A 25,063-nucleotide genomic window follows, 5' to 3' on the forward strand; every position below is an offset into this window, starting at 1 on the left:
TATTTGCTATTTGCTATTTGCTATTTGCTATTTGCTATTTGCTATTTGCTATTTGCTATTTGCTATTTGCTATTTGCTATTTGCTATTTGCTATTTGCTATTTGCTATTTGCTATTTGCTATTTGCTATTTGCTATTTGCTATTTGCTATTTGCTATTTGCTATTTGCTATTTGCTATTGTATCGATAGCTGTCAGCGCTTTGTGGATAAGCGCTATAAGTCTTTTTGGCTATATAAATAGTGACGAGATCCCGGGGGCTAGGAGCGTGCCAGTGTGCCTGGTGCGCCGTGTGGGGCGCCCATCTCCACAGACGTTGGTGTGCCGCTTGTGCCCTCGGCGGCGCCTGTGCGCAACGCGGTGTGGGTGGGCGCCGAGGCCAGGCCGCGAAGCCACCCGGTGACGATCAGCCCCTGCGCCGCGTAGTAGGTGGCCAGCACCCACACAGAGGACAGCGGCAGTGGCACCACAAACCGGTGGGTGGCCAGCAGGGAATCGCTGACCATGAAGAACCCGGCGCCCAGCGCCACCCAGAGCGCGGGCGCATCGCGCAGCACCGTCGCGCGGCCGATGGCCTGGGCTGCCATGAGCGCGATCACCAGCACGTAGGCGGCCACGGGTGCGCGCAGCGCGGCGGGCAGGCCACCCGTCCACAAGAACGCATACATCGCCACGCCGATACCCAGCGTGGCGGCCAAGGCCCCCCGGTGCGGAAACCAGCGCTGGCCGCGCTTGAAAAGCGCCACGTAGAAAAGATGGGCCACCAGGAAGCTCACCAGCCCGGGAATGAAAAAACCGTCCAACATCAGGAACACATCGCCCGCCAGCGACCCGGCCAGCGCCGCACCCATCAAGTACAAAGACTTTGATTCAAATCGGCCTCTGGCGCTTATTGAATAAGCGCTGATAGCTACCAAAATAAGAGCAATCACCATCGTCAGCGGCTTGAACAACCAGTGCCACTGCGTGAACCCCAGGGCGCTGGTGGCCGTGGCGAGCGCTCCGCTTTGCAGCATCAGCGCCTGCAGCATGCCGATGCGCCCCTGCATCACCGCGCCCAGGGCCCACTGCGCCACGAGCAGCACCGCGAACCAGAGGGCGTTGTCTGCCAGCGGGGTGCTGTCGGCTTGCCACAGGAACGCCGCCACACCTGTCAGCAGCGCGGCGAACTGCAGCACGGCGAACCCTTGCACGGCGCGCGACATGGGCGGGTGGTAGCGCAGCATCTGTGCCATGCTGAAGGAGGGCTTCGGAAAACGCTCGCTCACATCGGCAGGCCGCCAGCCCGGGGGCTTGAGCCAGACCCGGAGCTTGTCGGCCCAGTTGCGTGCATGCCAGCTGTCGTGCGCCAAGCCTGCATACACCTGCGCATTGGCCCACAGCGGGTCCCAGCTGTTGAGCAGGCCGCGCGTGCCGTACACGCATTTCTCCTGCGCGTCCTCATCCTTGAAAGTGCCGAACATCCGGTCCCACACGATCAGGATGCCGCCATAGTTCTTGTCCAGATACGCGTCATTCACGGCGTGGTGCACACGGTGGTTGCTGGGGCTGCAAAACCAGCGGTCGAACCACCCGAGCCGGCCGACCTGCTCGGTGTGCACCCAGAACTGGTAGAGCAGGTCGATAAGCGCCACGACGGCAAACACCAGCGGTGGCACCCCCGCCAGGGCCATCGGCACGTAAAAGACCCAGCCCAGCAACGCGCCCGAGCTGGTCTGGCGCAGTGCGGTGCTGAGGTTGTAATCCTGGCTCTGGTGGTGCACCGCGTGCGCCGCCCACAACACGGCCGACTCGTGCCCCATGCGGTGCAGCCAGTAGTAGCACAAGTCGTAGAACACCAGCGCCAGCAGCCAGCCCGGAGCGCTGAGCCAGAAAGCATCACCGCGCCACAAGGCCACATGCTCGAACACGGCGGTGTAGATGCCGATGCGCAGCAGCCGTGTGAACACCGCGCTGGTCTGGCTCAGCATGCCCAGACTGATGCTGCTGACCGCATCGGCCAGCCGGTAGGTGTTGCGCTGGCGCCGCCAGCCGATGGCCAGCTCGATGGCGATCAGCACCAAAAAGACCGGCGTGGCAAGAACGATGATCTGGCTGGGGCTCATGGGAAACCTTCCTGCGGCGCACGATGGCGCGAGCTTGCTGGGAGCGGTCCGGTGCGGCGCTCATGCCGCAGCATTTTTGCCCCAATCAGGTCAGCGCGCCTCTGGCATCAACCCTGATGATGCGTTCAACCATGCCCATCGCCAGCCCGCCGCGCACACCGATCATGAAGTCGTGCAGATTCACCGTGGGGTCGCAATGGCCAGGCACCAGCCACAGCATGCGGCCCAGCGCGGGCAGCCGCGCCTTGGGGCCATCGGGGTAAAGAATGCCGTGTTCATCGCCGCCGTTGGCGTAGCGCAAGCCCCGTTCGGGCGCCAGCAGTGCGACCGTGGGCAGGCCCGAGTCGATGGCATGGCTTTTGTGGCCCGCATCGCAGACCGCATGGCCGTCGCGCACCGAGATCACCTGGGTTTTGACGAACAATGCGTGTTCAAAAGCCGGTTGTGCGGGCTCGCGCTCATTGCGGGCGTAGTCGGCGTCCATGAACAGGAACGAACCCGCCTGCAGTTCACCAAACACGCCGCTGGCGGCCTCGTGCACCAGTGTGCCGGTGCCCGAGCCGGTGATCAGGGGCACGGGCAGCCCCGCCGCTTCAATGAGTTGGCGTGTGTGGGCGGCGGCGCGCACCACGGCTGCAATGGCCTCGCGGCGGCCCACGGTGCTGGCCATGTGCTGCGCGCGGCCGTGGTAGGCCTGCAGGCCGGCGAACCGCAGGCGTGGCGTGCCGGCCACGGCCAGCGCCAATGGCACGGCCGCCTCGCCCGGGGCCACGCCGCAGCGGCCCTGGCCCACATCGATTTCCACCAGCACATCCACCCCCGCGTCGCTGCCATATTGCGCCATGGCTTCGGCCAGGCGCTCGATGCCTTCGGGGTGGTCCACGGCCAGCGCGAGACGCCCACCGCGCGCTGCCAGTTGTGCGGCCAACCGGGCCACACGCTGCAGTTTGGGCATGGCCACCACCTGGTTGGTGATGGTGATGTCGTTCACGCCGCCTGCGGCCAATGCCTCGGCCTCGGACACTTTTTGCACACACACGCCCTGCGCGCCAGCCTGCTGCATCAGCAGTGCCAGCTCGGCGCTCTTGTGCATCTTGGCGTGCGGGCGCCAGCGCACCTGGTGTTTGCGCGCAAAGTCCGCCATGCGCTGCATGTTGCGCTCCATGGCGTCCAGGTCCACCACCAGCGCGGGCGTGTCGATCAGGTCCACCCGCAGGCCCACGGTGGCTGCCAGTGCCTCAGGAATGGGTTTCATCGCGTGCGGTGCGGTCGGCGTTTTCAAGGTGCTGGGTGTCTGCCCAACCCACCAGCGTGAGGCCGTCGGGGGTCCATAGCAGGCGGTTGATGGCGGCGTTGGCCAACTGCCAGGTGCGCGGCGCCTGCAGCTCCTGGCGCGTGGCCAGTCGATACAGCACATCCAGCACGCCCCCGTGGGCTACCACCACAATCTGCTCGCCCGCGTGTTGCTGCGCCAGCGTGGTCACCGTGCGCTCGATGCGTTCGCGCAGTGTCACCAGCGACTCGCCACCGGCGGGCGCGTAGTGCGGGTCACGCTTGCGCCAGCGCCGGGCGTCCTCGGGCAGCTCGGCTTCGATCTCGGCAAAGGTGCGGCCCTGGAAGTGGCCAAAGCTGCGTTCGCGCAGCCCCGGCTCGGCCACCAGCGGCGCGCCCGTGGTGCGGGCCACCGCCTGGGCGGTGGCGTGGGCCCGCTGGAGGTCGCTGGTGTAGATGGCGCCAATCGGCTCACCACTCAGGGCCTCGCCCAGTTGGGCTGCCTGCCACAGACCGGTGTCGTTCAATGGAATGTCGAGGTGACCCTGTATGCGGGTGTCCACGTTCCAGGCGGTTTCGCCATGGCGTACGGCAACGATGCGGGTGGATTGCATGCAGGTGGGAGACTATGGTCGTCGTAGTGTCGAAAAAGTCAGGGCGCTGGCCGCGCGACCGGGGCAGGTGTTGCTTGGGGGGCCAGCATGGGCAGGGGCAGACGCACCTCCCGGGGGCCCTGGGGAGGCTTGGGGAAGCCGGTGAGTGCCGCGTCAAACAACACGCCATACACGGCGGGGTCGCTCACCCAGATGTCTTCATGTACCGCCGAGGTTTCATACACCACGGCCTGCGTGGCAGCGTCGCGCAGCATGAGGCTCACGGCGCGGCGGTGCAGTGGCGAAGGCTCGTAAAACCCCCAGTTGCCGCCAAAGCCCCAGCCCCCCCGGCCATGCCAGCCGCCCCAGCCACCAAACCCCCACGGGCCGGAAGGTCCATACGGCGCCATGCCGTCGTAGCGGGGAACCACACCCGCCTGAACACCAATCTGCACCAAAAAGCGTGGCGCGGCATCGTCGCGCTGTAGGCCCACCCGGGCCAGCGCCTGTTCGGCCAGTGCGGCAATGGGGTCAAAGGCCGGCACCTGTTGCGAGGGCAGGCGATCAAGGCGGTAGGTGGCTGGCGCGGGGACCGCCGCCAGCGTGGAGAAACTTTGCACCTGGCCCTCGACAATGCGTGGGCCGGTGCTGCAGCCCGCCAGGGCTGCGGCTGCGCACAGCGACAGCGAAAAAATCCATCGACGCGTCATGATTCGGTTCTCCTGAGAGGCAATACCGGTCAGAGTGCCGCCGGGGCGCGGAGGTTCACGACAGTTGCACCACCTGCACCATCCCGGGGCCCAGGAGTGATGGCGCGGGTGCCAGGAACTCCTCCTTGTCAAATGCCTTGTCGCCGTCTTCGCTGGCGATGCCCGTGGCCTTGGCGTTCTTGAAGTCGTAAAGGTTGCCGTCCAGCAGGTGCGAGGGCACCACGTTCTGCAGGGCGTTGAACATGTTCTCCACGCGGCCCGGGAACTTCTTCTCCCACTCGCGCAGCATCTCTCCCACCTGTTTGCGCTGCAGGTTCTCCTGGCTGCCGCACAGGTTGCAGGGGATGATGGGGAAGTTGCGGTGCGCCGACCAGCGGGCGGTGTCCTTCTCGGCCACGTAGGCCAGCGGGCGAATCACCACATGCTTGCCGTCGTCGCTGACCAGCTTCGGGGGCATGCTTTTCATCTTGCCGCCAAAGAACATGTTGAGCAGCAGGGTCTGCAGGATGTCGTCGCGGTGGTGGCCCAGCGCGATCTTGGTGCAGCCCAGCTCATCGGCCACGCGGTACAAAATGCCCCGGCGCAGGCGGCTGCACAGGCTGCAGGTGGTCTTGCCCTCGGGGATCAGCTTCTTGACGATGCTATACGTGTCCTCGTTCTCGATGTGGAACGGCACGCCGGTGCTGGCCAGGTATTCGGGCAGGATGTGCTCGGGAAACCCAGGCTGCTTCTGGTCCAGGTTCACAGCGACCAGGTCAAAGTGGATAGGCGCGCGAGCCTTCATCTTGAGCAGTATGTCGAGCAACGTGTAGCTGTCTTTGCCGCCAGACATGCACACCATCACCCGGTCGCCCTCTTCGATCATGTTGAAGTCGACGATGGCTTTGCCCACTTCGCGGCACAGGCGTTTTTCGAGCTTGTGGGTTTCGCGCTCGATCTTGATATCGTTGCGTGGCGCTGCAACGGTGGGGTTTTCGGCTTCTGTCCAGACGGTACTCATGGGCCAATTGTCTCATTCCTGCCGCGCCGGGCGCGCGTGGGGGCGTGGCCTTTGCCTGTGCAGGGCCCTGGCCGGGCTGCGTAACGACGCCGTCATATGGCACTTGCACACTCCGGGGCTTTTGACTCCTGCCCCTTGGGTTTGACCATGTTGCCACTCTCCTGCACTTTCTCCCGCGTCGTCGGCTCCGTGGCCATCTGGGGGCTGGCCTGCATGCTCACGGCCTGCGGCGGCAGTGATGCAGCCGAAGGCATTGGCGGCCTGCGCCTGATTGGCGACTACGCCATCAAAACCAAGACCTTGTACGAAGGCGTGGAGTTTGGCGGCATCTCGGGCATCGACCGGGCCCAGGACGGCACCTACTGGGCCATTTCGGACGAGCGCGGAGGCGAGCGTGGCACCCCCCGCTTTTATTCGCTATCGCTCGACTTCGATGCCACCCGCTTCAAGAGCGTACGCATCAACAAGATGGTCTCCATCCAGGGGCCCGATGGCAAGCCCTTGTCCAGCACCACGCGCACGGTGGACCCCGAGGGCATCCGCGTGGCCCCCAATGGCAACCTCTATATCTCCAGCGAAGGCAACTTCGGCACGGGGGCGGCCCTGTACCAGCCCTTCGTGCGTGAGATCCGCACCGATGGCAGCTTTGTTCGCGCGTTTGAAACACCCAGCGCCTTCAACTATGTGGACAACAGCACCACCGGCGCCCGCAGCAACAAGCTGTTCGAGGCGCTGGCGGTTACCCCCAATGGCATGGTTTTCACTGCCAACGAAGACGCGCTGATCGAGGACGGCCCCATCACCAGCTTGCAGGCGGGCAGCGTGGTGCGCGTGCTCCAGCTCGACCCCGCCAGTGGCAAGAGCGTCGCGCAATACGCCTACCCATTGCCTGCGATTCCCGTGGACAAGGCCCCCACCGGCGCCTTTGCGCCCGACAACGGCCTGCCCGAACTGCTGGCGGTGTCCAACACCGAGTTCGTTGCCGTGGAACGCGCTTATGCCGATGGCGTGGGCAACACGATCCGGCTGGTGCTGGCCACGCTGGAGGCCGACACCACCAACGTGCAGTCCTTCAAGAGCCTGAAAGGCGCCAGCTACAAGCCCATGAAAAAGCAGCTGTTGCTGGAGATGCCCATCACCTACCAGGGCGTCAAGATCGACAACATCGAGGGCGCCTCGTGGGGGCCGCGCCTGCCCAACGGCAACCGCACGCTGGTGCTGGTGGCCGACAACAACTTTGCCGACAACCAGGTCACGCAGTTCCTGGCGTTTGAGGTGCTGCCCCAGTAAGAACGAGACACAAGCCGCAAAAAGGCGGGGGGGCGGCACGGCAGCAGGGCGTACCGGCAGCAAAGCGGCCTACCACTGCCCCGTTTCGATGCGAATGGCCACTTCGCAATCGTCGAAGATTTCCAGTTTGGCGATCTTCACCCGCACGCCCAGCACGCCGGGCAACTGCATCAGGCGGTGGGCGAGCTTGCCGATCAGGCTCTCCAGCAGGTTCACGTGCTCGGCCTTGCACTCGTCGATGATGATCTGGCGCACGCGCCGGTAGTCCAGCACATGGCCGATGTCGTCGTCCCGCGGGGCCAGCGGCTGCACGCCCAGGCTCAGCTCGGCATCGACCTGGATCGGCTGGGGCGCGGTCTTTTCGTGGTCAAGAATGCCCAGGTTGGCATCAAAGCGCAAACCGGTGAGTGTGAGGATCTGGGTGCCAACGGCTTGGTTCATGAATGGTCCTGCGGTGAGCTTGCGCTCACATCATCGAAAAATCGCGATCAAACTTCATCAGATGCTGCCCCCCGTCCACCAGCAGGGTGGTGCCGGTGATGGACCGGTTCTCCAGTGCAAACCGCACCGTGGCGGCCACGTCCTCGGCGGTGGATGACCGGCCCAGCGGGCTCAGGGCGTGCAACTGCGCAAACCTGTCCTCGCTGAGCAGGTGGCTGGTCAGCGTCAGGCCCGGGGCCACGCCCACCACCCGCACCCGGGGCGCCAGCGCCAGGGCCAGCATGGTGCCGGCGGCCTCCAGGGCCGCCTTGGACAGCGTGTAGCTCATGAAGTCGGGGTTCTGGTTCCAGAGTTTCTGGTCCAGCAGGTTGACGACCGCGCCCTGGGCATTGGTTTCGCCGGCGGCGGCACGGTCCGCCATGTGCTGGTGCAGGGCCTGGGCCAGCAGCACAGGGGCTGCCGTGTTGCTGCGCAGGTGTTTTTCGAGTGCGGCAAAACCAAAGGTCTGGGCGTTGTCGTGCTCAAAAAGCGATGCGCTGTTGACCACCGCGTCCAGTTGGCCAAAGTGCCCAATGACCTGCGGCACCAGCGCCTTTACAGACGCCTCATCCTGAAAATCTGCCTCAAAATGGGCGCTAGCGCCTTTGTAGCTTGCGCAGGCAGCTACTGTTTCAATAGCATCCTGCTCGGAAGACCGGTAGTGCACTGCCACCTGCCACCCTCCCGCTGCCAGCGCCAGCGCGATGCTGCGGCCTAGCCGCCTGGCAGCGCCAGTCACCAGCACGGTGCGGGGCGATAGCATGGCAAATGGGGAGGATGGGGACGACATGTGAAGGACAATGCGGGCCGTGACCCAAAAGCCCGACAGTTTAACGACCGCCCTGCAGTCCCACATCCGCGACGCCATTGCTGCCCATGGCGGCTGGATCGGTTTTGACCGCTTCATGGCGCTGGCCCTCTATACGCCCGGCCTGGGCTATTACGCCAACGATTCCACCAAGTTCGGCGCCATGCCCGAGTCCGGCAGCGACTTCGTGACCGCGCCCGAACTCACGCCCCTGTTTGGCCAGACGCTGGCTGAACAGGTGGGGCAGGCGCTGGCGGTCACCGGCACCGATGAGGTGTGGGAGTTTGGCGCGGGCTCGGGCGCACTCGCGCTGCAGCTGCTCGATGCGCTGGGCGACCAGGTGCGGCGCTACACCATCGTCGATCTGTCGGGCAGCCTGCGTGCGCGCCAGCAGGCCAAGCTGGTGGCGCACGCCCACAAGTTGCGCTGGGTGGATGCACTGCCCGAGCACATCGACGGCGTGGTGGTCGGCAACGAGGTGCTCGATGCCATGCCCGTGCAACTGCTGGCGCGCCACGGCGGCCAGCAGGGCGGTGTGTGGCACGAGCGCGGCGTGGTGGTGCAGGACGACGGCAGCTTTGCCTGGGCCGACCGCTCCACCGACCTGCGCCCACCCATAGCCATCGAAGGCCCGCAGGACTACTTGACCGAAATCCACGCCCAGGGCGAGGGTTTCATCCGCACCCTGGCCGACCGGCTCACACGCGGCGCGGCCTTTTTGCTGGACTACGGTTTTGGCGAGAGCGAGTACTACCACCCCCAGCGCCACATGGGCACCGTGATGTGCCACCAGGGCCACCTGGCCGATGGCGACCCGCTGGCGGCGGTGGGCCTCAAGGACATCACCGCCCACGTCAACTTCACGGCCATGGCGCTGGCCGCGCAGGACGCGGGCCTGCACGTGCTGGGCTACACCACGCAGGCGCACTTTCTCATCAACTGTGGTTTGCTATCAAAAATGGAGCTGCTAACGCAGGCAGATCGTGCGGTAGCGGCCAAATTGATCATGGAACACGAAATGGGCGAGCTCTTCAAGGTGCTGGCGCTGGGCGTGGGCGAGGCGTGGGAGCCCCTCGGTTTTGTGCGCGGCGACCGCTCGCACCGGTTGTAGGCTCGTCGCACGCGTCTTGCCATGCTGCGCTGGTTGCTGGTCACCTTTCTCGCGCTGATGTTCATCAGCTGGCTTTCGCCGTTGCTGCGGCGCCTGGGCTTTGGGCGGCTGCCGGGGGACCTGCGGTTTCGATGGCTCGGGCGGGACTGGGATGTGCCGGTAGCGTCCACGCTGCTGCTGAGCTTTCTGATCAGCCTGATCGCCAAGTGGCTTTAGGGCCACCAACCCAAGTTTTTTTCAAACACTTTTGCCGTTGCCACAGCGCCTGTCGGTCGGTCGGTCAGTCTTGTCCCGCCGCTTCCAGTGCCTGCAAGAATGCCTGGCGCCACCAGTGCACATCGTGCTGGCGGATGCGTGCCATGAGTTTCTCGTGGCGCTCCTTGCGTTCGTGCAGCGGCATCTGCAACGCCTGCTGGATGCTGTCGGCCATGCCCTGCGAGTCGTACGGGTTGACCAGCAAGGCTTCTTTGAGTTGCTCGGCCGCGCCCGCAAAACGTGACAACACCAGCACGCCCGGGTCATCGGGGTCTTGCGCCACCACGTATTCCTTGGCGACCAGGTTCATGCCGTCGCGCAGCGGTGTGACCAGCCCCGCGGCCGCCGCGCGGCACAGGCCCGGCACCCGTTTGCGCGCCACCATGCGGTGGATGTAGCGCACCGGCATCCAGTCGAGCTCGCCGTAGTCGCCGTTGACGGAGCCACACAGCCCTTCAAGCTCCTGGCGCAGGTCGGCGTAGGCGTTCACGTCGTCGCGGGTGGGCGACGCAATCATGATCAGCGTGGCGCTGCCCCGGTTTTCCGGGTACCGGTCGAGCAACTCGCGATAGGCGCGCACCCGCTGGGGGATGCCTTTGGAGTAGTCCAGCCGGTCAATGCCCAACAGCAAGCGGCGGCGCGAGTATTCGGCGCGCATGCCTTCGCACGTGTCCATTGCTTCGCTGGCATGGGTGAGCCGCGTGAACTCGTCGACATCGATGCCGATCGGAAACGCCTGCACGACCACGGTGGCGCCAAAAGCGCGCACGCGTTTTTCGTCGATCTCTTCGGCGCTGCCTTCGCTGCGCACGTAGCGGGTGAAGTGCGATACATCGGCCTCGCTCTGCAGACCCACCAGGTCATAGGCAAACAGGGACCGCATGAGCCATTCGTGCTGGGGGATGGCGGCCATGATGAGCGGTGGCGGCATGGGGATGTGCAGGAAAAACCCGATGCGTTGCTTGCAGCCCATGGCGCGCAGCTCGGCGGCCAGTGGAATCAGGTGGTAGTCGTGCACCCAGATCACGTCATCGTCGCGCAGCAGTGGCAGCAGCTTGCGTGCAAAAAGCTGGTTGACCCGGCGATACCCGGCGATGTAGTTGGCGTTGAAGTCCGCCAGGTCGAGCCGGTAGTGAAACACCGGCCACAACACGCTGTTGCTGTAGCCGTGGTAGTAGCTGTGGTGGTCTTCCTCGCACAGATCAACGGTGGCCAGGGTCACATTGCCGGCATTGCGGGTGTGCAACTCACCTTCGCCCGCCGTGCCTTTTTCCACCACGGTACCGCTCCATCCAAACCACAGGCCTCCGGTTTGATGAAGGGCTTCACCCAGGGCCACAGCCAGGCCGCCAGCGGCGGGTTTGCGCGGGTCTGCCACGCGGTTGGATATCACGACGAGTCTGCTCATGGCCTCATCATCCGTGCAAACGCGTGTTGCAGGCTGTCAGACACCGCCGCCAATCGCAACGCGTCGGATGCCAGGGGGGCCGCCCTACATGGTCAGATCACGCTGTCCCAGGGTGCGGACAGGCGAACGGCGGCGTTGATCACCCCCACCATCGAGTAGGTTTGCGGGAAGTTGCCCCACATTTCGCGCGTTTCGGGGTGTGTGTCCTCCGACAGAAGCCCCAGCGGATTGCGGGCTGCGAGCATGGTCTCGAAGATAGCGCGGGCCTCAGCCTTGCGGCCGATGCGGGCCAGCGCGTCAATGCGCCAGAAGGTGCAAATGTTGAACGCTGTTTCAGGTTTGCCGAAGTCGTCGGCGGCTTCGTAGCGGCGCATGTAGGGGCCGTCGCACAGGCTCTTTTCCATGGCTTCGACGGTGCTTACGAAACGAGGGTCCTTGGGGTTGATGAGGCCGACCTCGGCCATCAGCAGCACGCTGGCGTCCAATTCATGGCCGCCAAAACTCTCGGCAAAAGCCTGGCGCGATTCGTTCCACGACTTGTCGATGATCTCGGCGCGCATGCGGTCGGCATGCTGTTGCCAATAGGCAGCCCGGTCCTGCAGCTGCAGGGTGACCGCAATTTTGGCCAGCCGGTCGCACGCGGCCCAGCTCATCAGCGCGGACGAGGTGTGCACCCGGGCGCGCGTGCGCAGCTCCCACATGCCCGCGTCGGGCTGGCCATACACGCGCACGGCGTTGTCACCCACCTGTTCCAGCCGCTTGAATTCGGCCAGGCCCGCGCGGTGCAGCAGGCGGTGGTCGTGAAAGGCCTGCGCTGCACCCAGCACGATGTTGCCGTACACGTCGTGCTGAAAATGCTCTGCCGCCTGGTTGCCCACGCGCACCGGTCCCATGCCCCGGTACCCCGCCAGTTGCGGCACCAGGCTTTCGGGCAGGTCCTGCTCCAGCCCGATGCCATACAGCGGCTGGATATGCCCTTGCGCGTTGTCGCCGCCTTGCACCACCACGTTGCTCAGCCAGCGCAAATAGTCTTCCATGGTGCCGACTTCGGAGAGGCTGTTGAGCGCCCGCACCACAAAAAACGCATCCCGCAGCCAGCAATAGCGATAGTCCCAGTTGCGCCCGCTGTGGGCCGACTCGGGGATGCTGGTGGTCATGGCGGCCACAATGGCGCCGGTTTCTTCATACAGCGACAGCTTGAGCGTGATGGCCGCGCGGATGACGGCCTCCTGCCACTCCAGGGGCACGGCCAGGGAGCGACTCCAGCCGCGCCAGTAGCTGGTGGTCTCTTGCTCGAACAGCCGCGCGGTGTCGGCGATGCCATCCGTGAGCGTTTCGTCTGCGCCGAGCAAGAAATTGTGTTCGCGCGTCAGCACGAACGGCTGCCCCGACAACACATGCGACACCGGCGCATCGGTGGACAGGCGCAGCGTCATGCTGTCACCCACATAGCGGATGTGGTTGCTGCCGCGTGTGATGCGCGGCTCCGTCTGCCCCCAGTCGTAGCGCAGCTTCAGCGCCACGCGGATGCGCGGTGCGCCGTTGATGGGCCGCACCCGGCGCACGAGTGTGGTGGGGCGAAAGTAGCGCGAGCGGCTGTAGAAGCGGGGCGCAAAGTCGGTGATCTCGACGCCGTGCCCGGCGGTATCGAACAGCTGGGTGCGCAAGATGGCGGTGTTGGGCTCGTACCACTGGTGGGTCGACGCCAGGTTTTCCATCTCGATCGCAAAGTGGCTGCCCTCGTCGCCAGGCTGCAGCAGTGCGTTGAACACCGGGTCGCCATCAAAGCGGGGCAGGCAACACCACACCATGCGAGCGTGGTCGTCGATCAAGGCGCTGATGGCGCAATTGCCGATCATGCCCAGGTTCAAGGAGCCGGGCTGTGGGGCGGTGGCGGCCGTGCTCATCGTTCTTGCTCTCCTGGCGGGTTCATAGCGGGTACACCGGCATGCGCACCCTCTGGTACGCCGGGTCGCACGCTGGATGGTGCGCGGGCATGTGAGGTGGTGGCCGGTGTGCGTGCGGCCGAAAGCCACCCGCGCAGGGCGGCGGGTGTCATGCAGCGGTGTTGCGCCATGGTGGGGCCTTCGCCGACTTTGATGCTCCAGCCGCCCAGTGCCTGGACTGCGGCAAACCCGGCTTCATCCGTCACGTCGTCGCCCACGAACACCGGGGTGCGCCCGGCAAAGGGCGACTGGCGCATGAAGTCGCTGATGGCCTGGCCTTTGTGCACGCCGCGGGCCTTCACTTCCAAGACGCATTTGCCGCGCAACAGCTCCACCCCTTCCACGCCCTGCATGGCGTGCGAAAGGGTGTCGTGGCACAGGCTTTCGAGGTGCGGAATGAGCCGGTAATGCAGTGCCACGCTGGCGCTTTTCTGCTCCACCAGCAGGCCGGGGTGCCGCTCTGCCAGCGCCTGGGCGGCGTGCAAGACCGGTGCCAGGCCGGGCGGCTCGATGGCTGAAATGGCCGTATCGCTCAGTCGGTATCTGGCGCCGTGTTCGCTGGCCAACGGCAGGCGCAACGGGGCCAGAAAGCGGTCGATGTCGACCTCTGGCCGGCCGGTCACGATGGCCAGTGCGCCGCCCAGCTGGGCGTGCAGGGCACGAAGGGTCGGGATGAGCCCGGAGGCAACACGCACCGCCTCTGGACGCGGCGCCAGCTCGGTGAGCGTGCCGTCGAAATCCAGAAAAAGCGCGTGGGCAGTTGTCAATTGGGGGAGCAGCTGCATGGGGTGAAACCTTAGCAGACACTTTAAAGCTGACCGCGCGCAAAGGGTGATTCGACGCCGCGCGCGGTGGGTAGACCGGCGTTTTCCGCGCAGGGGGGATCTTGAAACGGGCCGCCCCTGCCGCCATCTGCTCTTCTGAAAATAAACACAATGTCCGCAATGTCGCTGTGTGCCATGCCTTTGTGTGATTTGAACCCTCATTGCACCTATCGCATCTATCGCACCCAATGACGCCCCACGTTCAACCCGCATGCCACCGCTGCCATGACTGACGCCCTGCACATCGTTTGCCCCCACTGCCACACCACCAACCGCGTGAAAGACGCTGATCTGGCCCATGCCCCCGACTGCGGCAAGTGCCACCAGCCCTTGTTTGCCGGGGTGCCGCTGGAGCTCGATGGCGACTCGTTTGATCGCCACGTGGCGCGCAGCCACATCCCGGTGCTGGTGGATTTTTGGGCGCCCTGGTGCGGGCCCTGCCGCCAGATGGCCCCCGCCTTTGCGCAAGCTGCCCGCGAGCTGGAACCCCGCGTGCGGCTGGCCAAGCTCAACACCGAAGACCAGCAGGCCATCGCAGCGCGGTTTGCGATCCGCAGCATTCCGACCATGGTGCTGTTTCAGCACGGGCGTGAAGTGGCCCGTGTGTCTGGCGCGCTCGGGGCGCAAGACATCGTGCGCTGGGTTCGCACAGCAGCGGCCTGATCTCCAGACGACGGCGGTGACCGTTTAGCGAATCCCCAGCGCGCGATCCAGCGACACAGGGCCCGCTCCACGCCCGGCCAGATATAGCAGCAGCCCCGCCCACGACAGGTGGGTGGGCCAGGCATCGGGATAGACAAACACCTGGATGACCAGCGTCATGCCCAGCAGCGCCAGGGCTGACAGGCGCGTGAACAGCCCCAGCACCAGAAGGGCCGGGAACAGGTGCTCCGCCACGGTGGCCATCTGCGCCGCCAGCTCGGGTGGCAGCAAGGGCAGCTTGTATTCATCGCGGAACAGCGTGTAGGCACTGTCGGACACGGTGAACCAGCCCTCGACCTTGGTGCGTGCCGACAGCCAGAAGATACCCGCCACGGCCACGCGGTTGACCACGGCCAGCAGGCTGTGCGGGGTGAGCCATGTGGCGGCATCGGCCAGGCGCGCCCACAGCACGCGTGGGCCTTTGGCAGGTGCAGTGGGGAAGTGTGTGCTGGTGGTCATGAAGGGCTCCTCAGCCTGGGCGTGAATCGGTGGGTATCAAAGCGCCTGCGTCCAGCAAGGTGCTGATCAGGGCGGCAAAGTCTGCGGTGGGTTCGACATCCAGGGCCGAAGTGGCGGCCGCCTCCAGCGGTAGGCCTTGGGCGCAGGCGTCCAGAAAGGCCACTCCTGCGCGCGACAGTGGATGCCACACCACCTCCGCATGGGGCCGGGTGAGCAGGGCGCCATCGCCACACCAGTTCAACGAGTCGGGCAGTGCCAGGCCTTCGCGGTGACGCTGCCACAGGGCATAGGCGGGATGCGCATCGCACCAGGCCCAGCGTGCGGAGGGGTGGGGGCGCAGTTGCGCCAAGGGCAATGTGCCGGGCGCCTGCTGCGCCAGCCAGTCGCGGCCGACAGCGGTGGCGTCTGCCGCCAGATGGCATTCGGTCCAGCAGCGGTCCAAGCGCGCCACGGCGCTCAGGTAGGGCAGCTCGGCCGCCGGTGCAAACCCGGCCAGAAAGTCGGTAAACCCCGCGCCGTAGTCCGCCAGCAGGCCGTCACGCGGTGGTTGCGAGCGGACAAACACCGCAGCAGCGGCGCGGAACCAGTCTTCGCCCACCAGCTGGCACACCGTGGGGTAGTTGGCTTGCAGTGCATCGATGCAAGCCTTGAGCACGGTGTTGTGGTACACGGCAAAGCCGGGCTGGGATTCCAGCGCAGACAGCCACGGTGCGTGCTCGGCATGGCCGAGCAGCGCGGCGCAGAAGCCGTCCTGGAATGCGCTCAGCTGCATGCTGCCTCCTCGGACTGCGCCGCTGTGAGCGCGTTGTGGGCCCGGTCACGTTCGGCCAACAGCTCACTGAAGGCGGGCAACTGGTCGTCGCGCTCGATGAGGGTGGGCACGGGGCCCGTGCGCGCGATCACCTGCTCGTACAGCGCCCACACCGCAGGGGCGATGGGCGCATCGTGGCTGTCGATCAGCAGGGCGTTGCCATGTACCGGGTCGGCATGGTGGCCTGCCAGGTGGATTTCGGCCACGGCGTGCAGAGGGAAGGCGTCGAGGTAGGTTTGCGCGCTATAGCCCAGGTTGTTGGCGCTGACGTACACGTTGTTCACGTCCAGCAGCAGGGCGCAGCCGGTGCGCTGCACCAGTTCGGCCAAAAAATCGGTCTCAAGCCAGTCGTGGCCGTCGATGTGCAGGTAGTGCGCGGGGTTCTCGATGGCGATGGGGCGCTGCAGCACATCTTGCGTGCGGGCGATGTTGCTTGCGATGCGGTGCAGTGCCGCATGCGTGCGCGGAAACGGCAGCAGGTCGGGCAGGTACTGCCCGCGCCAGGTGGACCAGGCTAGGTGTTCCGAGATGATAGCGGGCTCTATGCGCCGAGCCAATGCCGCAAGACGGGCCAGGTGGGTCGCGTCGGGTGGTGCATCGGCCGCGAGCGACAGTGACACGCCGTGCAGCGCGACAGGGTGGCGCGCGCGAATGGCCTCCAGCCAGGCCAGGCGCGGGCCGCCATCGGCCAGGTAGTTCTCGGGGTGCACCTCCCACCACAGGCCGGGGGCGGTGCACCGCAGCGCCTCGTCGTAGTGCTGGGGCTTGAGGCCCAGGCCAGCGGTGAGGGGGGATGCCATGGTCAGCTCTTCATGGGCGTCAGCATGCCCATGCCCTTGGGCGTCTTGATGGTGGTGCAGGTGCCTGCGGGCACAAACTTCCAGGCGTTGCCCTGGTAGTCCATCTTGGACGTGCCCGCGCAGGTGGTGCCGGGGCCGGCGGCGCAGTCGTTCTTGCCGGCCATCGAGACGCCGTAGCACTTCTCCATGGCGGGCTTGGCGCCGTCCATGGGGGCGGCGCTGGTTTGGGCCATGGCGGCGCCAGAGGTCAGGGCAACGAGGGCGAGGGCGCCGAGGCTGAGGGTGCGGGTGGTCATGGTGCGGTTCTCCGAGGGTTGATAAAGGTTGAATCCGACCGGGTGGCTGCGCAGAGGCTGCGTTGCGTGGCCCGATCTGCGTTGTAATTCGCGCGATGCAGCAGGCGGGTTACAGCACTGCGCAAAAAAATCGTGACGGCGTTGCGCAAATATTTTTTGTGCTGCCTGTAACCCATTGACTCCGACATACGAATTGCCTGCAGGGAGACACCATGGAGATAGTGGAAGAGCGCCTGCGCGGCTTGTTGTTGCAGGGGCTGGATGCCGACGCAGCCGCGTACCAGCGCTTTTTGAAGGAGCTGAGTGCGCACCTGCGCGCCTTTTTGCGTCGCCGCCTCGCGCAGCGGCCCGATGAGGTGGAAGACCTGGTGCAGGAGACGCTGCTGGCCGTGCACAACCAGCGCCACACCTACCGGCCCGAGATGCCGGTGACGGCCTGGGCGCACGCGATTGCGCGCTACAAGCTCATCGACTGGCTGCGCTCGCACGCGGTGAAGGAAGGCCGCAACGACCCGTTGGACGATGCCGACGAGTTGTTTGCCAGCAGCGACAGCGAGGCTGCCGAAGCCCGGCGCGACCTGGGGCAACTGCTGCGCACGCTGCCAGACAAGCAGCGGCTGCCGATTGAGTATGTAAAGCTGGAAGGGTTGTCGGTGGTCGAGACGGCGCGCCTCACGGGGTTGTCGGAGTCGGCCGTCAAAGTCGGCGTGCACCGGGGGCTCAAGGCCCTGGCCGCCAAGATCAGGGGCATGACTTACGCAAAACCGGGTTCAAGCCAATCGCCTGCTGCCGCAGATCGGTCGGTGGTGCATCCTGATTTGCGTCAGTCCCAGGAGGAATGGCATGAAAACCGATGAATTGATTCACCTGCTGGCCACCGATGACCGGCCCGTGCAGTCCACCGCCATCGAGCAACGGTTTGCGATTGCAAGCGCCGTGGGCGTTGCGGGGGCCGGAGTGCTGATGCTGGCCCTGTTCGGTCTGCGCCCCGACCTGCTGGCCACCATGGCGCTGCCCATGTTCTGGGGCAAGCTGGTGTTTGCCGCAGCTCTGGCAGCCGCTGGCGTGGCGCTGCTGCGCCGCATGGCCCGCCCGGGCATGGCGCTGGGCCACGCAGCCCTGTGGCTGGCCGTGCCACCACTGGTGCTGTGGGCCATGGCCTTGTGGGCGTTGTCGCAGGTATCTGCAGCAGAGCGCATGCCGCTGATTCTGGGCAGCACCTGGCGGACTTGCCCATTCAATATCGCGGCGCTGTCGGTGCCGGCGTTCGTGGCTGGTTTCTGGGCGCTCAAGGGCGCTGCCCCCACGCGCCTGGTGTGGGCGGGTGCAGGCGCGGGACTGTTGGCGGGCGCACTGGGTGCGCTGGTGTACGCCTTGCATTGCCCCGAGATGGCCACGCCGTTCCTGGCCGTGTGGTACCTGGCGGGCATGGCCATCCCGACCGCGCTGGGGGCTGTGCTGGGGCCGCGCTTGCTGCGCTGGTAGGTCTAGGACCCGCGCGCACTGTGCGTCAGTGCGCGGCAGACTCCTGGAGCCACTGCGCTACGGCCCCCGCACGCGCCTGGTGGATCAACTCCCCCACCTTCGGCCCACTCACGCCCCTGGCCGCTGCCAGCGCTGCAATATCGCGCGTAGCCACCGATTGCACGGCGGCCAGCACCGCAGCCAGCCGCTGGCGTTGCGGGTAGGCGGCTTCTTCAAACCCCAGCCGCCCGCGCGCATCGCATTCGCAGGCCAGCAGCACCTCGTCAAACCGGGCGGGTTTGCGGATGGCGTCGCAGCGCTCCATCAGCCGCACCAGGGCGGCGGCACCCAGCTCGCCGCTGCGGTGGATGTTGCCGTGCTCGCGTGCCACCACGTCGGCCAGTTCGCGGCAGTCGGTGGGCACACGCAGGCGCTCGCACAGGCCCTGGAGCAGTTTTGCGCTGCGCTGCTCGTGGCCAATATGGCGCGGGAGCATGTCGGCCGCTGTCGTCCCTTTGCCCAGGTCGTGGGTCAGGCAGGCAAAACGCACGGTCAGCGGGGCATGCAGCCGGGCCGCCATGTCCAGCACCATCATCAGGTGCACGCCCGTGTCCACCTCGGGGTGGTATTCGGCGCGCTGGGGCACGCCCCACAGGCGCTCCACCTCGGGCAACAGCACCTGCAGCGCGCCGCACTCGCGCAGCACTTCGAACATGCGCGAGGGCTGTTCTTCTATCAGCCCGCGCGCCAGCTCTTGCCACACACGCTCGGCGACCAGGTGGTCGGCCTCGCCGTGCTGCACCATCTCGCGCATCAGTTGCATCGTCTCGGGCGCTACGGTGAAGTCGGTGAACCGCGCCGCAAACCGCGCCACCCGCAGAATGCGCACCGGGTCTTCGCGGAAGGCATCGGTCACGTGGCGCAGCACCCGGGCTTGCAGGTCTTGGATGCCGGAATAAGGATCAAAAGTGCCTCCAGCGCTTATTCCATAAGCGCTGGTAGCTATTGCATTGATAGTAAGGTCGCGGCGCGACAGGTCTTCTTCCAGCGTCACATCGGGCGAGCTTTCCACCACAAAGCCCCGGTAGCCCCGGCCGCTCTTGCGCTCGGTGCGGGCCAGGGCATATTCCTCACGCGTTTCGGGGTGCAAGAACACCGGAAAGTCACGCCCTACGGGTAGATAGCCCAGTTCCAGCATCTGCTCGGGCGTGGCGCCCACCACCACCCAGTCGTGGTCATTCACCGGCCTGCCCAGCAGCTTGTCGCGGACGGCGCCGCCCACCATGTAGATTTGCATCGCCGTAGTTTAGGACGAGCCCCCGGCCGTATATTCCAGCCCACCATGTCCCCATCGTCTGAACTTTCCGACTTCACCATTGCCCAGCTCAACCCCGACGGCCGCGCGCCCGTGCCCACGGCGTCCGACGCCGCTGCCAACGCGGCGGCCGAAGCCCTGCAGCGCCAGGCGCAGTTCGAGGCCCTAAAGGCCCAAGTGGAGGGGCTGCAGGAGATCCTGGCCAAACCGCTGAACGAGATATTGGCTGAGCACGACAAGGCCAAGGAGGCCGCCGCCGCGTGGGATTCGTTCGGCGCGATGTGGATGCTGTCGCAGCGCGCCATGCGCCGCGTTGCCATGGACTTGGCGGCCACGCAGGGCGTGAGCGAAGAAGAGGTGGTGGCCCGCGCCATGGCCTACGCCAACCAGGTGCTCAATGTCGAAGACGAAGACGAAGACCTGGGCGGCACCGTCGCACCCGCCCAGTTGGCGCACATTGCGCGGCACAAGCCGTTTTTGCGCAAGCAGTTCCGGTAGCGAAACCGGGCTGCCCGCGCCCGTTCAGCCAAACACCGGCCTGAAAAAACTCCGCTCGTAGCTCACGATGCAGCCCGTTTCCTCCGCATAGCGAAACGCCGCCAGGCAGTCCGCATCCTGCATCGACTGCTGGCGGTACACCTCGTAGGCCGCGAGGCTGGCGAACGTGAACAGCGCCAGCGCGATGTTGTTGGCGCCCTCGCTGGGCATGAAGTAGCCGTGGTGCTGGCCGCCGAATTTCTCGACCAGCGGGATCCACAGCTTGCCGTAGTGCTCGAACTCCTGGAGCTTGCTGGTGTTGAGCACGTAGCGCAGATAGACGGTGACGGCCATGACGGTGCTCAGCCTTGCGTGTGGCGCAGGCGGTAGGGCTCTTCGAAGTCCAGAAAGTCCTTCTCGGCCAGGGCCTCGTCGATCCAGGCTTTCACGCCGGGCAGGGCGCGCACGCGGTCCACATAGGCGGCGATGTGGGGTGGCACCGGCAGGGCGTAGGCGGCCAGGCGCATGCACACCGGGGCGAAGTAGGCGTCGGCCACCGTGAACTCGCCAAACAGCAGGGGGTCGCCGTGCTCTTCGAGCAGCGCGCTCCACATCTCGACCAGGCGCTGCACGTCGGCGCGCACGGCCGGCTTGTCGCGCCAGATCAGCGCGCCGGTGTCGGCCAGATTCGCCTCGATGTTCATGGGGCAGTTGCCGCGCAGGGCGGTGAAGCCGCTGTGCATCTCGGCACAGATGCTGCGGGCGCGCGCACGGGCCTTGGCGTCCGTGGGCCAGAGTTTTTTGTCAGGGTGGGTTTCGGCCACATATTCAGCAATCGCCAGGGTGTCCCACACCACCAGGTCGCCATCCACCAGCACGGGCACCTTGGCCGTGGGGCTCACAGCCCCGATGGTGCGCTTGAATTCCGAGTCGGCGTCAAAGCTGTCGAAGCGCACGCGCACTTCTTCAAACGCGATGCCCGCCTGCTTGAGCAGCACCCAGGGGCGCATGGACCAGGACGAGTAGTTCTTGTTGCCAATATAGAGCTTGAGCATGGGGCACCTGCCGATGGAAATCAGAGAAAAGAAGGCCAGCTCGCCATGCTAGCGGCAGTGGTTCGCGCCAGCGATGCAAAAACATGGCCTGAATGATGCGCATCACGCATCACGGGTAATGGCCCAGTGGGTCAGAACGGCCAGACCACGCCGTTGTCGTTCAGGATGGCATCGAGCGGCAGATCGAACTCCTCGGGCTCGAAGTCGTCCAGGTAGCCGTTGGTGAAACCCAGGCCCACGGTGAAGGGTTTGGGCTGCAGGGTGGCCAGCGTGCGGTCGTAAAAACCGCCGCCATAGCCCAGCCGGTAGCCGCCCGGCGCGTAGCCCACGCAGGGCACAAACAGCAGTGTGGGCACGATGACCTCGGTGTCCTTGGGCTTGGGGATGCCGTAGGCGTCTTCTTCCATGGGGCAGCCGGGGTACCAGGCGTGGAAAGTGAGCGTTTTGTGCTGCTTGTTGACCACCGGCAGGCCGATGCGCCGGCGCAGGGGCTCGTCCAGCAGCTCGCCGTCTTCCTTCCAGCGGTGCAGGGCAGGCAGGGGGTCAAATTCGCCCTTGATGGGCCAGTAGGCGCCAATCACCGTGTCGGGCCGGTTGATCAGCCAGATGCGCATCACTTGTTGTAACAGGTCGGCCCGCTGTAGGCGATCGGGCAGGTTGAGACGTTCTTCAATCAATGCGCGCCGAAGGGCTGCTTTGTCCATCAGATAATTCCCCCATGCAATTACTCAGAGCCATTCTGACACCCCTTGTGGCCGCCGCTGCGCTGGCCACTGCTGCGCCCCTTGTCCAGGCGCAAAACCGGGGCGACGACACCCTGCTGGAGATGCAGCAGGCGTTTCGCAAGGGCGACCGCAAGAAGCTCGAACAGCTCCTGCCTGCTGCGCGGGGCCATGTGCTGGAGCCCTGGGCGGCGTATTGGGAGCTGAAGCTGCGCCTCGCCGAGGCCACGCCGCAAGAAGTGGAGGCCTTTTTGCAGCGGTATGCCGGCACCTACCAGGAAGACCGTCTGCGCAACGACTGGCTGCTGTTGCTGGGCCAGCGGCGCGACTGGGGACGGTTTGCCGAGCAGCACCCCAGCTACCGCATGTCGGACGACCGCGAGGTGCGCTGTTACGCCCTGCTGATTGATCACATCAAGGGCTCGCTCACAGGCGCTGCGGACACAGCGGTCGACGAGGTGCGCCGCAACTGGTATGCGCTGCGCGACGCGGACGATGGGTGCACCCACGCTGCCAGCGAGCTTTACAGCGCCAAAAAACTGAGCGCTCTGGATATCTGGCGCAAGGCACGCCTCGCGGTGGACGCCAACCGCGCGCGGGTGGTGCGCTACGCGGTGGAGATTGCCGCGCCCGATGCGCTGCAAGAGCTCAAGTCGGTGCTCGATGCGCCCAGCAAATTCCTGCTGAGCAAGGCCACGGCACGCGGCAAGATGCGCCAGGAGCTCGTCCTCCTGGCGCTCATCAAGCTGGCGGGCAGCGATCCTGAGAGCGCGGCCTACCAGCTGGACAGCAAATGGGGCGTGCACCTGTCGCCTGAAGAGCGCAACTGGGCCTGGGGCGCTATTGGCAAGTCTGCCGCGCTCAAGCTCTCGGACGACGCCCCCGGTTACTTCGCCAAGGTCACCAAGGACAGCGACCTCACCGACGACATGCTGGGCTGGAAGGTGCGTGCCGCCCTGCGCGCTGGCCAGTGGAAGACCGTGGACAAGGCGGTGGACGCAATGGCCCCCGACGTACGCCAGGACAGCACCTGGGTTTACTGGAAAGCACGCGCGCTGCTGGCGGGCAAGCCCAGGGACGCCGAGCGCGCCGAGGCGCGGCAGCTGCTGGAGGGGATTGCCGGCACGCGCGGTTTTTACGAGCAGCTGGCCCTGGAAGAGCTGGGCCAGCGCGTTGCCGTGCCCCCCGCGCCTGCGCCGCTGACCGCCGAGGAAAAAACCGCCGCGCGCGCCAACCCGGGGCTGAACCGGGGGCTGTATGCCATCTTGCTGGGCCTGCGCAGCGAAGGGGTGCGCGAATGGAACTACGCCACCAATCTGCACCAAAGCGGGGGCATGTCAGACCGTGAGCTGCTGGCGGCGGCCGATTTTGCGTGCCAGCGCGAGGTGTGGGACCGCTGCATCAACACCAGCGAGCGCACCAAGAGCGTCATCGACACCTCGCAGCGCTTCCCCACCCCGTTTCGCAGTGCGGTGGTGGAGCGGGCCAATGGCATCGGTCTGGACCCTGCCTATGTGTACGGTCTCATCCGCCAGGAAAGCCGCTTCATCATGGACGCCCGCTCGGGCGTGGGCGCATCGGGCTTGATGCAGGTGATGCCTGCCACGGCGCGCTGGACCGCCAAAAAAATCGGGCTGACCAATTTCACGGCGGACCAGATCTCCGACCGTGACACCAACATCACCATCGGCACTGCTTATCTGAAGCTTGCGCTGGACGATTTTGCAGGCTCCATGGCGCTGGCCGCCGCCGCTTACAACGCCGGCCCTGGGCGTCCGCGCAACTGGCGCAACGGGCCCGTGCTCGATGCCGCCATCTGGGCCGAGAACGTGCCGTTCACCGAAACCCGCGACTACGTGAAAAAGGTGCTGGCCAACACCACCAACTACGCGGCCATGCTGACAGGCCTGCCCCAGTCGCTCAAAAACCGCCTGGGCACGGTGGGCCCGCGCGACGCGTCGGTGCCCGAGGTGAACAAGGATTTGCCTTGATGCCACGCCAGGGCGCGGGTGGATGCGGTTTGCTATAGATAACAGAGCGTATAGCGCTTGATACATAAGCGCTAGAGCCTGATTTATCTCTATTGGCTACATCCCTCAGATACCACTCCAACCGTTTGGGCTGAGCCCCGTCGAAGCCAGGGCTTGCAGCGTGCGCGCCAGCCGCCGTTCGCACCGTCTCAGGCGTTGTGCAGCAGGTCACCCTCGCGGGTAGCGGCGCCCGAGCGCACCAGGTCGTCGGTCAGGGCGGCCAGCCAGTCGGCCTCGGACTGCCCCGCAAAGTGGCGCTCGCGCAGCATGCCGAAGTACGGCGTGGCCTGTGCCCAGCCCACCAGCTCGGTCCAGCGGATCTGCTGCCATTCCAGCAGCTTGTATTTGAGCAACACCTTGGCGGCATACAGCGCGTGTTTGCCGGGGTTGCGCACAAAACCGTCCAGGCGGCGGCGAGCCCCGGCGATAGCGCGGGGTGCATCGGCAAACACCGGCCCGTGGCCGGGTATCACCACCAGGGGGGCCAGCGCTTCGATCACGTCCAGCGTCGCCGCCACGTCGCCAAAGGCGTCAGCGCCTTCCAGCTCGGGGAACACCACGCCAAAACCGTTTTCCCAGAGCGCGTCGGCCGAGATCAGCAGGCGGCCCTGGGGCTCGAAAAGCACCACCGAGTGGGGGTCGTGTCCTGGTGCGGCATGTACCTGCCATGGCTTGTCGCCCAGCAGCACGCTGGAGCCCGGTTGCAGCAGGGTGTCAAAGCCAAATGCGGGGCACTCCTGGCCGGTTGGGGTGTAGCTCAGGGCGTAGGGGTCCCAGTGGCGCACATGGGGCGCCTGCCCGGGGGGGATGGCGGTGCGCAGCGCCGGCCAGGTGCGCTGCAGGGCCGCATTGCCGCCACAGTGGTCGCTGTGCAAATGGGTGTTGAGGATGCGATCGAGTGGCCGCCCGCCCAGGCTGCTTTGCACCAGCGAGACGGTCTGCCCGGCATGGCTGCAGTAGCCGGTGTCCACCAGGGCGGTGTCGCGCTGGCCGATAAAAAGGATATTGTTGGCAGAGAGCCAGCCGCGCTCCAGCACGGTGATTTCGGGGGGAAGCAGGTCGTGGTGGTGCGCGGTGCTGTGGGACATGGCCTGAAGGGTTCGGTGGCTGGCGGCGGGCAGGCTCTATGGCA

The 25,063-nt window shown here is 65.6% G+C and carries 27 protein-coding genes; 8 read left to right on the plus strand and 19 right to left on the minus strand.

What is annotated here, in order from left to right:
* Positions 1-258: 258 nt before the first annotated feature.
* The 5 genes from KI609_RS03000 to ttcA all read right to left on the minus strand — a co-directional run bounded on the left by KI609_RS03000 (position 259) and on the right by ttcA (position 5,678).
* Positions 259-2,103 carry a lysoplasmalogenase family protein gene (locus KI609_RS03000; RefSeq protein ID WP_226446939.1) on the minus strand — a complete coding sequence of 615 codons (1,845 nt, stop codon included), beginning with the start codon at positions 2,101-2,103 and terminating at the stop codon, positions 259-261.
* Positions 2,104-2,188: 85 nt separating this feature from the next.
* A complete protein-coding gene (locus KI609_RS03005; protein ID WP_226446941.1) occupies positions 2,189-3,358 on the minus strand; it encodes a DSD1 family PLP-dependent enzyme in 1,170 nt (389 codons plus the stop codon).
* Positions 3,342-3,989 carry a histidine phosphatase family protein gene (locus KI609_RS03010; RefSeq protein WP_226446943.1) on the minus strand — a complete coding sequence of 216 codons (648 nt, stop codon included), beginning with the start codon at positions 3,987-3,989 and terminating at the stop codon, positions 3,342-3,344. The genes KI609_RS03005 and KI609_RS03010 overlap by 17 nt, the downstream gene beginning before the upstream one ends.
* Before the next feature lie 38 nt (positions 3,990-4,027).
* A complete protein-coding gene (locus tag KI609_RS03015; protein WP_226446946.1) occupies positions 4,028-4,678 on the minus strand; it encodes a DUF4136 domain-containing protein in 651 nt (216 codons plus the stop codon).
* A 55-nt stretch (positions 4,679-4,733) separates the two neighbouring features.
* Entirely contained in the window at positions 4,734-5,678 is a 945-nt protein-coding gene (ttcA, locus tag KI609_RS03020; RefSeq protein ID WP_226446948.1) for a tRNA 2-thiocytidine(32) synthetase TtcA, read from the minus strand.
* A gap of 147 nt (positions 5,679-5,825) precedes the next feature.
* Between ttcA and KI609_RS03025 the strand changes: the two genes are divergently transcribed.
* Positions 5,826-6,968 carry an esterase-like activity of phytase family protein gene (locus KI609_RS03025; protein ID WP_226446951.1) on the plus strand — a complete coding sequence of 381 codons (1,143 nt, stop codon included), beginning with the start codon at positions 5,826-5,828 and terminating at the stop codon, positions 6,966-6,968.
* 69 nt (positions 6,969-7,037) lie between these two features.
* On the opposite strand, the gene KI609_RS03030 is transcribed toward KI609_RS03025, so the two are convergent.
* Positions 7,038-7,409: a dihydroneopterin aldolase gene (locus KI609_RS03030; protein WP_226446953.1), complete on the minus strand. Its 372-nt coding sequence runs from the start codon at positions 7,407-7,409 to the stop codon at positions 7,038-7,040.
* A 25-nt stretch (positions 7,410-7,434) separates the two neighbouring features.
* Positions 7,435-8,238, minus strand: coding sequence for an SDR family oxidoreductase (locus KI609_RS03035; protein WP_226446955.1), 804 nt, complete (start codon positions 8,236-8,238; stop codon positions 7,435-7,437).
* Positions 8,239-8,248: 10 nt separating this feature from the next.
* Between KI609_RS03035 and KI609_RS03040 the strand changes: the two genes are divergently transcribed.
* The gene (locus KI609_RS03040) at positions 8,249-9,367 is read left to right on the plus strand and encodes a class I SAM-dependent methyltransferase (RefSeq protein WP_226446957.1); all 1,119 of its coding nucleotides are present in this window, start codon (positions 8,249-8,251) and stop codon (positions 9,365-9,367) included.
* A gap of 21 nt (positions 9,368-9,388) precedes the next feature.
* Entirely contained in the window at positions 9,389-9,583 is a 195-nt protein-coding gene (locus KI609_RS03045; protein WP_226446959.1) for a DUF2905 domain-containing protein, read from the plus strand.
* Between the two features lie 64 nt (positions 9,584-9,647).
* Here KI609_RS03045 and otsA read toward each other — a convergent pair whose 3' ends face one another.
* From otsA to otsB, 3 genes are all read right to left on the minus strand, one after another.
* Positions 9,648-11,030, minus strand: coding sequence for an alpha,alpha-trehalose-phosphate synthase (UDP-forming) (gene otsA / locus KI609_RS03050; RefSeq protein WP_226446961.1), 1,383 nt, complete (start codon positions 11,028-11,030; stop codon positions 9,648-9,650).
* 92 nt (positions 11,031-11,122) lie between these two features.
* Complete coding sequence (locus KI609_RS03055) at positions 11,123-12,937, minus strand: glycoside hydrolase family 15 protein (RefSeq protein WP_226446963.1); 1,815 nt, start codon at positions 12,935-12,937, stop codon at positions 11,123-11,125.
* Positions 12,934-13,761, minus strand: a complete 828-nt coding sequence (otsB, locus tag KI609_RS03060; protein ID WP_226446965.1) for a trehalose-phosphatase — start codon at positions 13,759-13,761, stop codon at positions 12,934-12,936. The genes KI609_RS03055 and otsB overlap by 4 nt, the downstream gene beginning before the upstream one ends.
* A 264-nt stretch (positions 13,762-14,025) precedes the next feature.
* Here otsB and trxC point away from each other — a divergent pair, with 264 nt between their 5' ends.
* Positions 14,026-14,463 carry a thioredoxin TrxC gene (gene trxC / locus KI609_RS03065; protein WP_226446968.1) on the plus strand — a complete coding sequence of 146 codons (438 nt, stop codon included), beginning with the start codon at positions 14,026-14,028 and terminating at the stop codon, positions 14,461-14,463.
* Between the two features lie 24 nt (positions 14,464-14,487).
* On the opposite strand, the gene KI609_RS03070 is transcribed toward trxC, so the two are convergent.
* The 4 genes from KI609_RS03070 to KI609_RS03085 are packed head-to-tail and all read right to left on the minus strand — an operon-like array spanning position 14,488 to position 16,868.
* Positions 14,488-14,961 carry a DoxX family protein gene (locus KI609_RS03070; protein ID WP_226446970.1) on the minus strand — a complete coding sequence of 158 codons (474 nt, stop codon included), beginning with the start codon at positions 14,959-14,961 and terminating at the stop codon, positions 14,488-14,490.
* Positions 14,962-14,971: 10 nt separating this feature from the next.
* Positions 14,972-15,733 (minus strand): DNA-binding domain-containing protein, encoded by a 762-nt coding sequence (locus KI609_RS03075; RefSeq protein ID WP_226446972.1) that lies wholly within the window; start codon positions 15,731-15,733, stop codon positions 14,972-14,974.
* Positions 15,724-16,572 carry a DUF692 domain-containing protein gene (locus KI609_RS03080; RefSeq protein WP_226446975.1) on the minus strand — a complete coding sequence of 283 codons (849 nt, stop codon included), beginning with the start codon at positions 16,570-16,572 and terminating at the stop codon, positions 15,724-15,726. The genes KI609_RS03075 and KI609_RS03080 overlap by 10 nt, the downstream gene beginning before the upstream one ends.
* A gap of 2 nt (positions 16,573-16,574) precedes the next feature.
* Positions 16,575-16,868 (minus strand): DUF2282 domain-containing protein, encoded by a 294-nt coding sequence (locus KI609_RS03085; RefSeq protein ID WP_015015875.1) that lies wholly within the window; start codon positions 16,866-16,868, stop codon positions 16,575-16,577.
* Between the two features lie 212 nt (positions 16,869-17,080).
* Here KI609_RS03085 and KI609_RS03090 point away from each other — a divergent pair, with 212 nt between their 5' ends.
* Together KI609_RS03090 and KI609_RS03095 are read left to right on the plus strand one after the other, a co-directional pair.
* Positions 17,081-17,725, plus strand: coding sequence for a sigma-70 family RNA polymerase sigma factor (locus KI609_RS03090; RefSeq protein WP_226446977.1), 645 nt, complete (start codon positions 17,081-17,083; stop codon positions 17,723-17,725).
* Positions 17,712-18,353, plus strand: coding sequence for a DUF1109 domain-containing protein (locus tag KI609_RS03095; protein WP_226446979.1), 642 nt, complete (start codon positions 17,712-17,714; stop codon positions 18,351-18,353). The genes KI609_RS03090 and KI609_RS03095 overlap by 14 nt, the downstream gene beginning before the upstream one ends.
* 25 nt (positions 18,354-18,378) lie before the next feature.
* Here the strand turns inward: KI609_RS03095 and KI609_RS03100 are convergent, their stop codons facing one another.
* Entirely contained in the window at positions 18,379-19,629 is a 1,251-nt protein-coding gene (locus KI609_RS03100; RefSeq protein ID WP_226446982.1) for a multifunctional CCA addition/repair protein, read from the minus strand.
* Between the two features lie 45 nt (positions 19,630-19,674).
* Here KI609_RS03100 and KI609_RS03105 point away from each other — a divergent pair, with 45 nt between their 5' ends.
* Positions 19,675-20,145, plus strand: a complete 471-nt coding sequence (locus tag KI609_RS03105; RefSeq protein ID WP_226446984.1) for a hypothetical protein — start codon at positions 19,675-19,677, stop codon at positions 20,143-20,145.
* Between the two features lie 24 nt (positions 20,146-20,169).
* Here KI609_RS03105 and KI609_RS03110 read toward each other — a convergent pair whose 3' ends face one another.
* The 3 genes from KI609_RS03110 to KI609_RS03120 all read right to left on the minus strand — a co-directional run bounded on the left by KI609_RS03110 (position 20,170) and on the right by KI609_RS03120 (position 21,883).
* Positions 20,170-20,478, minus strand: coding sequence for an NIPSNAP family protein (locus KI609_RS03110; RefSeq protein WP_226446986.1), 309 nt, complete (start codon positions 20,476-20,478; stop codon positions 20,170-20,172).
* 8 nt (positions 20,479-20,486) lie between these two features.
* Positions 20,487-21,179 (minus strand): glutathione S-transferase family protein, encoded by a 693-nt coding sequence (locus KI609_RS03115; protein WP_226446988.1) that lies wholly within the window; start codon positions 21,177-21,179, stop codon positions 20,487-20,489.
* Positions 21,180-21,310: 131 nt separating this feature from the next.
* A complete protein-coding gene (locus KI609_RS03120; RefSeq protein WP_226446990.1) occupies positions 21,311-21,883 on the minus strand; it encodes a 5-formyltetrahydrofolate cyclo-ligase in 573 nt (190 codons plus the stop codon).
* Positions 21,884-21,897: 14 nt separating this feature from the next.
* Here KI609_RS03120 and KI609_RS03125 point away from each other — a divergent pair, with 14 nt between their 5' ends.
* Positions 21,898-23,892 carry a lytic transglycosylase domain-containing protein gene (locus KI609_RS03125; RefSeq protein ID WP_226446992.1) on the plus strand — a complete coding sequence of 665 codons (1,995 nt, stop codon included), beginning with the start codon at positions 21,898-21,900 and terminating at the stop codon, positions 23,890-23,892.
* Between the two features lie 188 nt (positions 23,893-24,080).
* Here KI609_RS03125 and KI609_RS03130 read toward each other — a convergent pair whose 3' ends face one another.
* Entirely contained in the window at positions 24,081-25,019 is a 939-nt protein-coding gene (locus tag KI609_RS03130) for an MBL fold metallo-hydrolase (protein ID WP_226446994.1), read from the minus strand.
* Positions 25,020-25,063 lie beyond the last annotated feature (44 nt).

This window comes from Acidovorax radicis (assembly GCF_020510705.1).
Lineage (GTDB): Bacteria > Pseudomonadota > Gammaproteobacteria > Burkholderiales > Burkholderiaceae_C > Acidovorax > Acidovorax radicis_A.

Coding starts and splice junctions, on each gene's coding strand:
- KI609_RS03005 (WP_226446941.1), bottom strand. CDS start 3,358: ATGAAACCCATTCCTGAGGCACTGGCAGCCACCGTGGGCCTGCGGGTG.
- ttcA (WP_226446948.1), bottom strand. CDS start 5,678: ATGAGTACCGTCTGGACAGAAGCCGAAAACCCCACCGTTGCAGCGCCA.
- KI609_RS03095 (WP_226446979.1), top strand. CDS start 17,712: ATGAAAACCGATGAATTGATTCACCTGCTGGCCACCGATGACCGGCCC.
- KI609_RS03080 (WP_226446975.1), bottom strand. CDS start 16,572: ATGGCATCCCCCCTCACCGCTGGCCTGGGCCTCAAGCCCCAGCACTAC.
- KI609_RS03130 (WP_226446994.1), bottom strand. CDS start 25,019: ATGTCCCACAGCACCGCGCACCACCACGACCTGCTTCCCCCCGAAATC.
- trxC (WP_226446968.1), top strand. CDS start 14,026: ATGACTGACGCCCTGCACATCGTTTGCCCCCACTGCCACACCACCAAC.
- KI609_RS03000 (WP_226446939.1), bottom strand. CDS start 2,103: ATGAGCCCCAGCCAGATCATCGTTCTTGCCACGCCGGTCTTTTTGGTG.
- KI609_RS03120 (WP_226446990.1), bottom strand. CDS start 21,883: ATGGACAAAGCAGCCCTTCGGCGCGCATTGATTGAAGAACGTCTCAAC.
- KI609_RS03010 (WP_226446943.1), bottom strand. CDS start 3,989: ATGCAATCCACCCGCATCGTTGCCGTACGCCATGGCGAAACCGCCTGG.
- KI609_RS03125 (WP_226446992.1), top strand. CDS start 21,898: ATGCAATTACTCAGAGCCATTCTGACACCCCTTGTGGCCGCCGCTGCG.
- KI609_RS03055 (WP_226446963.1), bottom strand. CDS start 12,937: ATGAGCACGGCCGCCACCGCCCCACAGCCCGGCTCCTTGAACCTGGGC.
- KI609_RS03030 (WP_226446953.1), bottom strand. CDS start 7,409: ATGAACCAAGCCGTTGGCACCCAGATCCTCACACTCACCGGTTTGCGC.
- KI609_RS03025 (WP_226446951.1), top strand. CDS start 5,826: ATGTTGCCACTCTCCTGCACTTTCTCCCGCGTCGTCGGCTCCGTGGCC.
- KI609_RS03035 (WP_226446955.1), bottom strand. CDS start 8,238: ATGTCGTCCCCATCCTCCCCATTTGCCATGCTATCGCCCCGCACCGTG.
- KI609_RS03100 (WP_226446982.1), bottom strand. CDS start 19,629: ATGCAAATCTACATGGTGGGCGGCGCCGTCCGCGACAAGCTGCTGGGC.
- KI609_RS03075 (WP_226446972.1), bottom strand. CDS start 15,733: ATGCAGCTGAGCGCATTCCAGGACGGCTTCTGCGCCGCGCTGCTCGGC.
- KI609_RS03115 (WP_226446988.1), bottom strand. CDS start 21,179: ATGCTCAAGCTCTATATTGGCAACAAGAACTACTCGTCCTGGTCCATG.
- KI609_RS03040 (WP_226446957.1), top strand. CDS start 8,249: ATGCGGGCCGTGACCCAAAAGCCCGACAGTTTAACGACCGCCCTGCAG.
- KI609_RS03090 (WP_226446977.1), top strand. CDS start 17,081: ATGGAGATAGTGGAAGAGCGCCTGCGCGGCTTGTTGTTGCAGGGGCTG.
- KI609_RS03085 (WP_015015875.1), bottom strand. CDS start 16,868: ATGACCACCCGCACCCTCAGCCTCGGCGCCCTCGCCCTCGTTGCCCTG.
- KI609_RS03105 (WP_226446984.1), top strand. CDS start 19,675: ATGTCCCCATCGTCTGAACTTTCCGACTTCACCATTGCCCAGCTCAAC.
- KI609_RS03045 (WP_226446959.1), top strand. CDS start 9,389: ATGCTGCGCTGGTTGCTGGTCACCTTTCTCGCGCTGATGTTCATCAGC.
- otsB (WP_226446965.1), bottom strand. CDS start 13,761: ATGCAGCTGCTCCCCCAATTGACAACTGCCCACGCGCTTTTTCTGGAT.
- KI609_RS03070 (WP_226446970.1), bottom strand. CDS start 14,961: ATGACCACCAGCACACACTTCCCCACTGCACCTGCCAAAGGCCCACGC.
- KI609_RS03110 (WP_226446986.1), bottom strand. CDS start 20,478: ATGGCCGTCACCGTCTATCTGCGCTACGTGCTCAACACCAGCAAGCTC.
- KI609_RS03015 (WP_226446946.1), bottom strand. CDS start 4,678: ATGACGCGTCGATGGATTTTTTCGCTGTCGCTGTGCGCAGCCGCAGCC.
- otsA (WP_226446961.1), bottom strand. CDS start 11,030: ATGAGCAGACTCGTCGTGATATCCAACCGCGTGGCAGACCCGCGCAAA.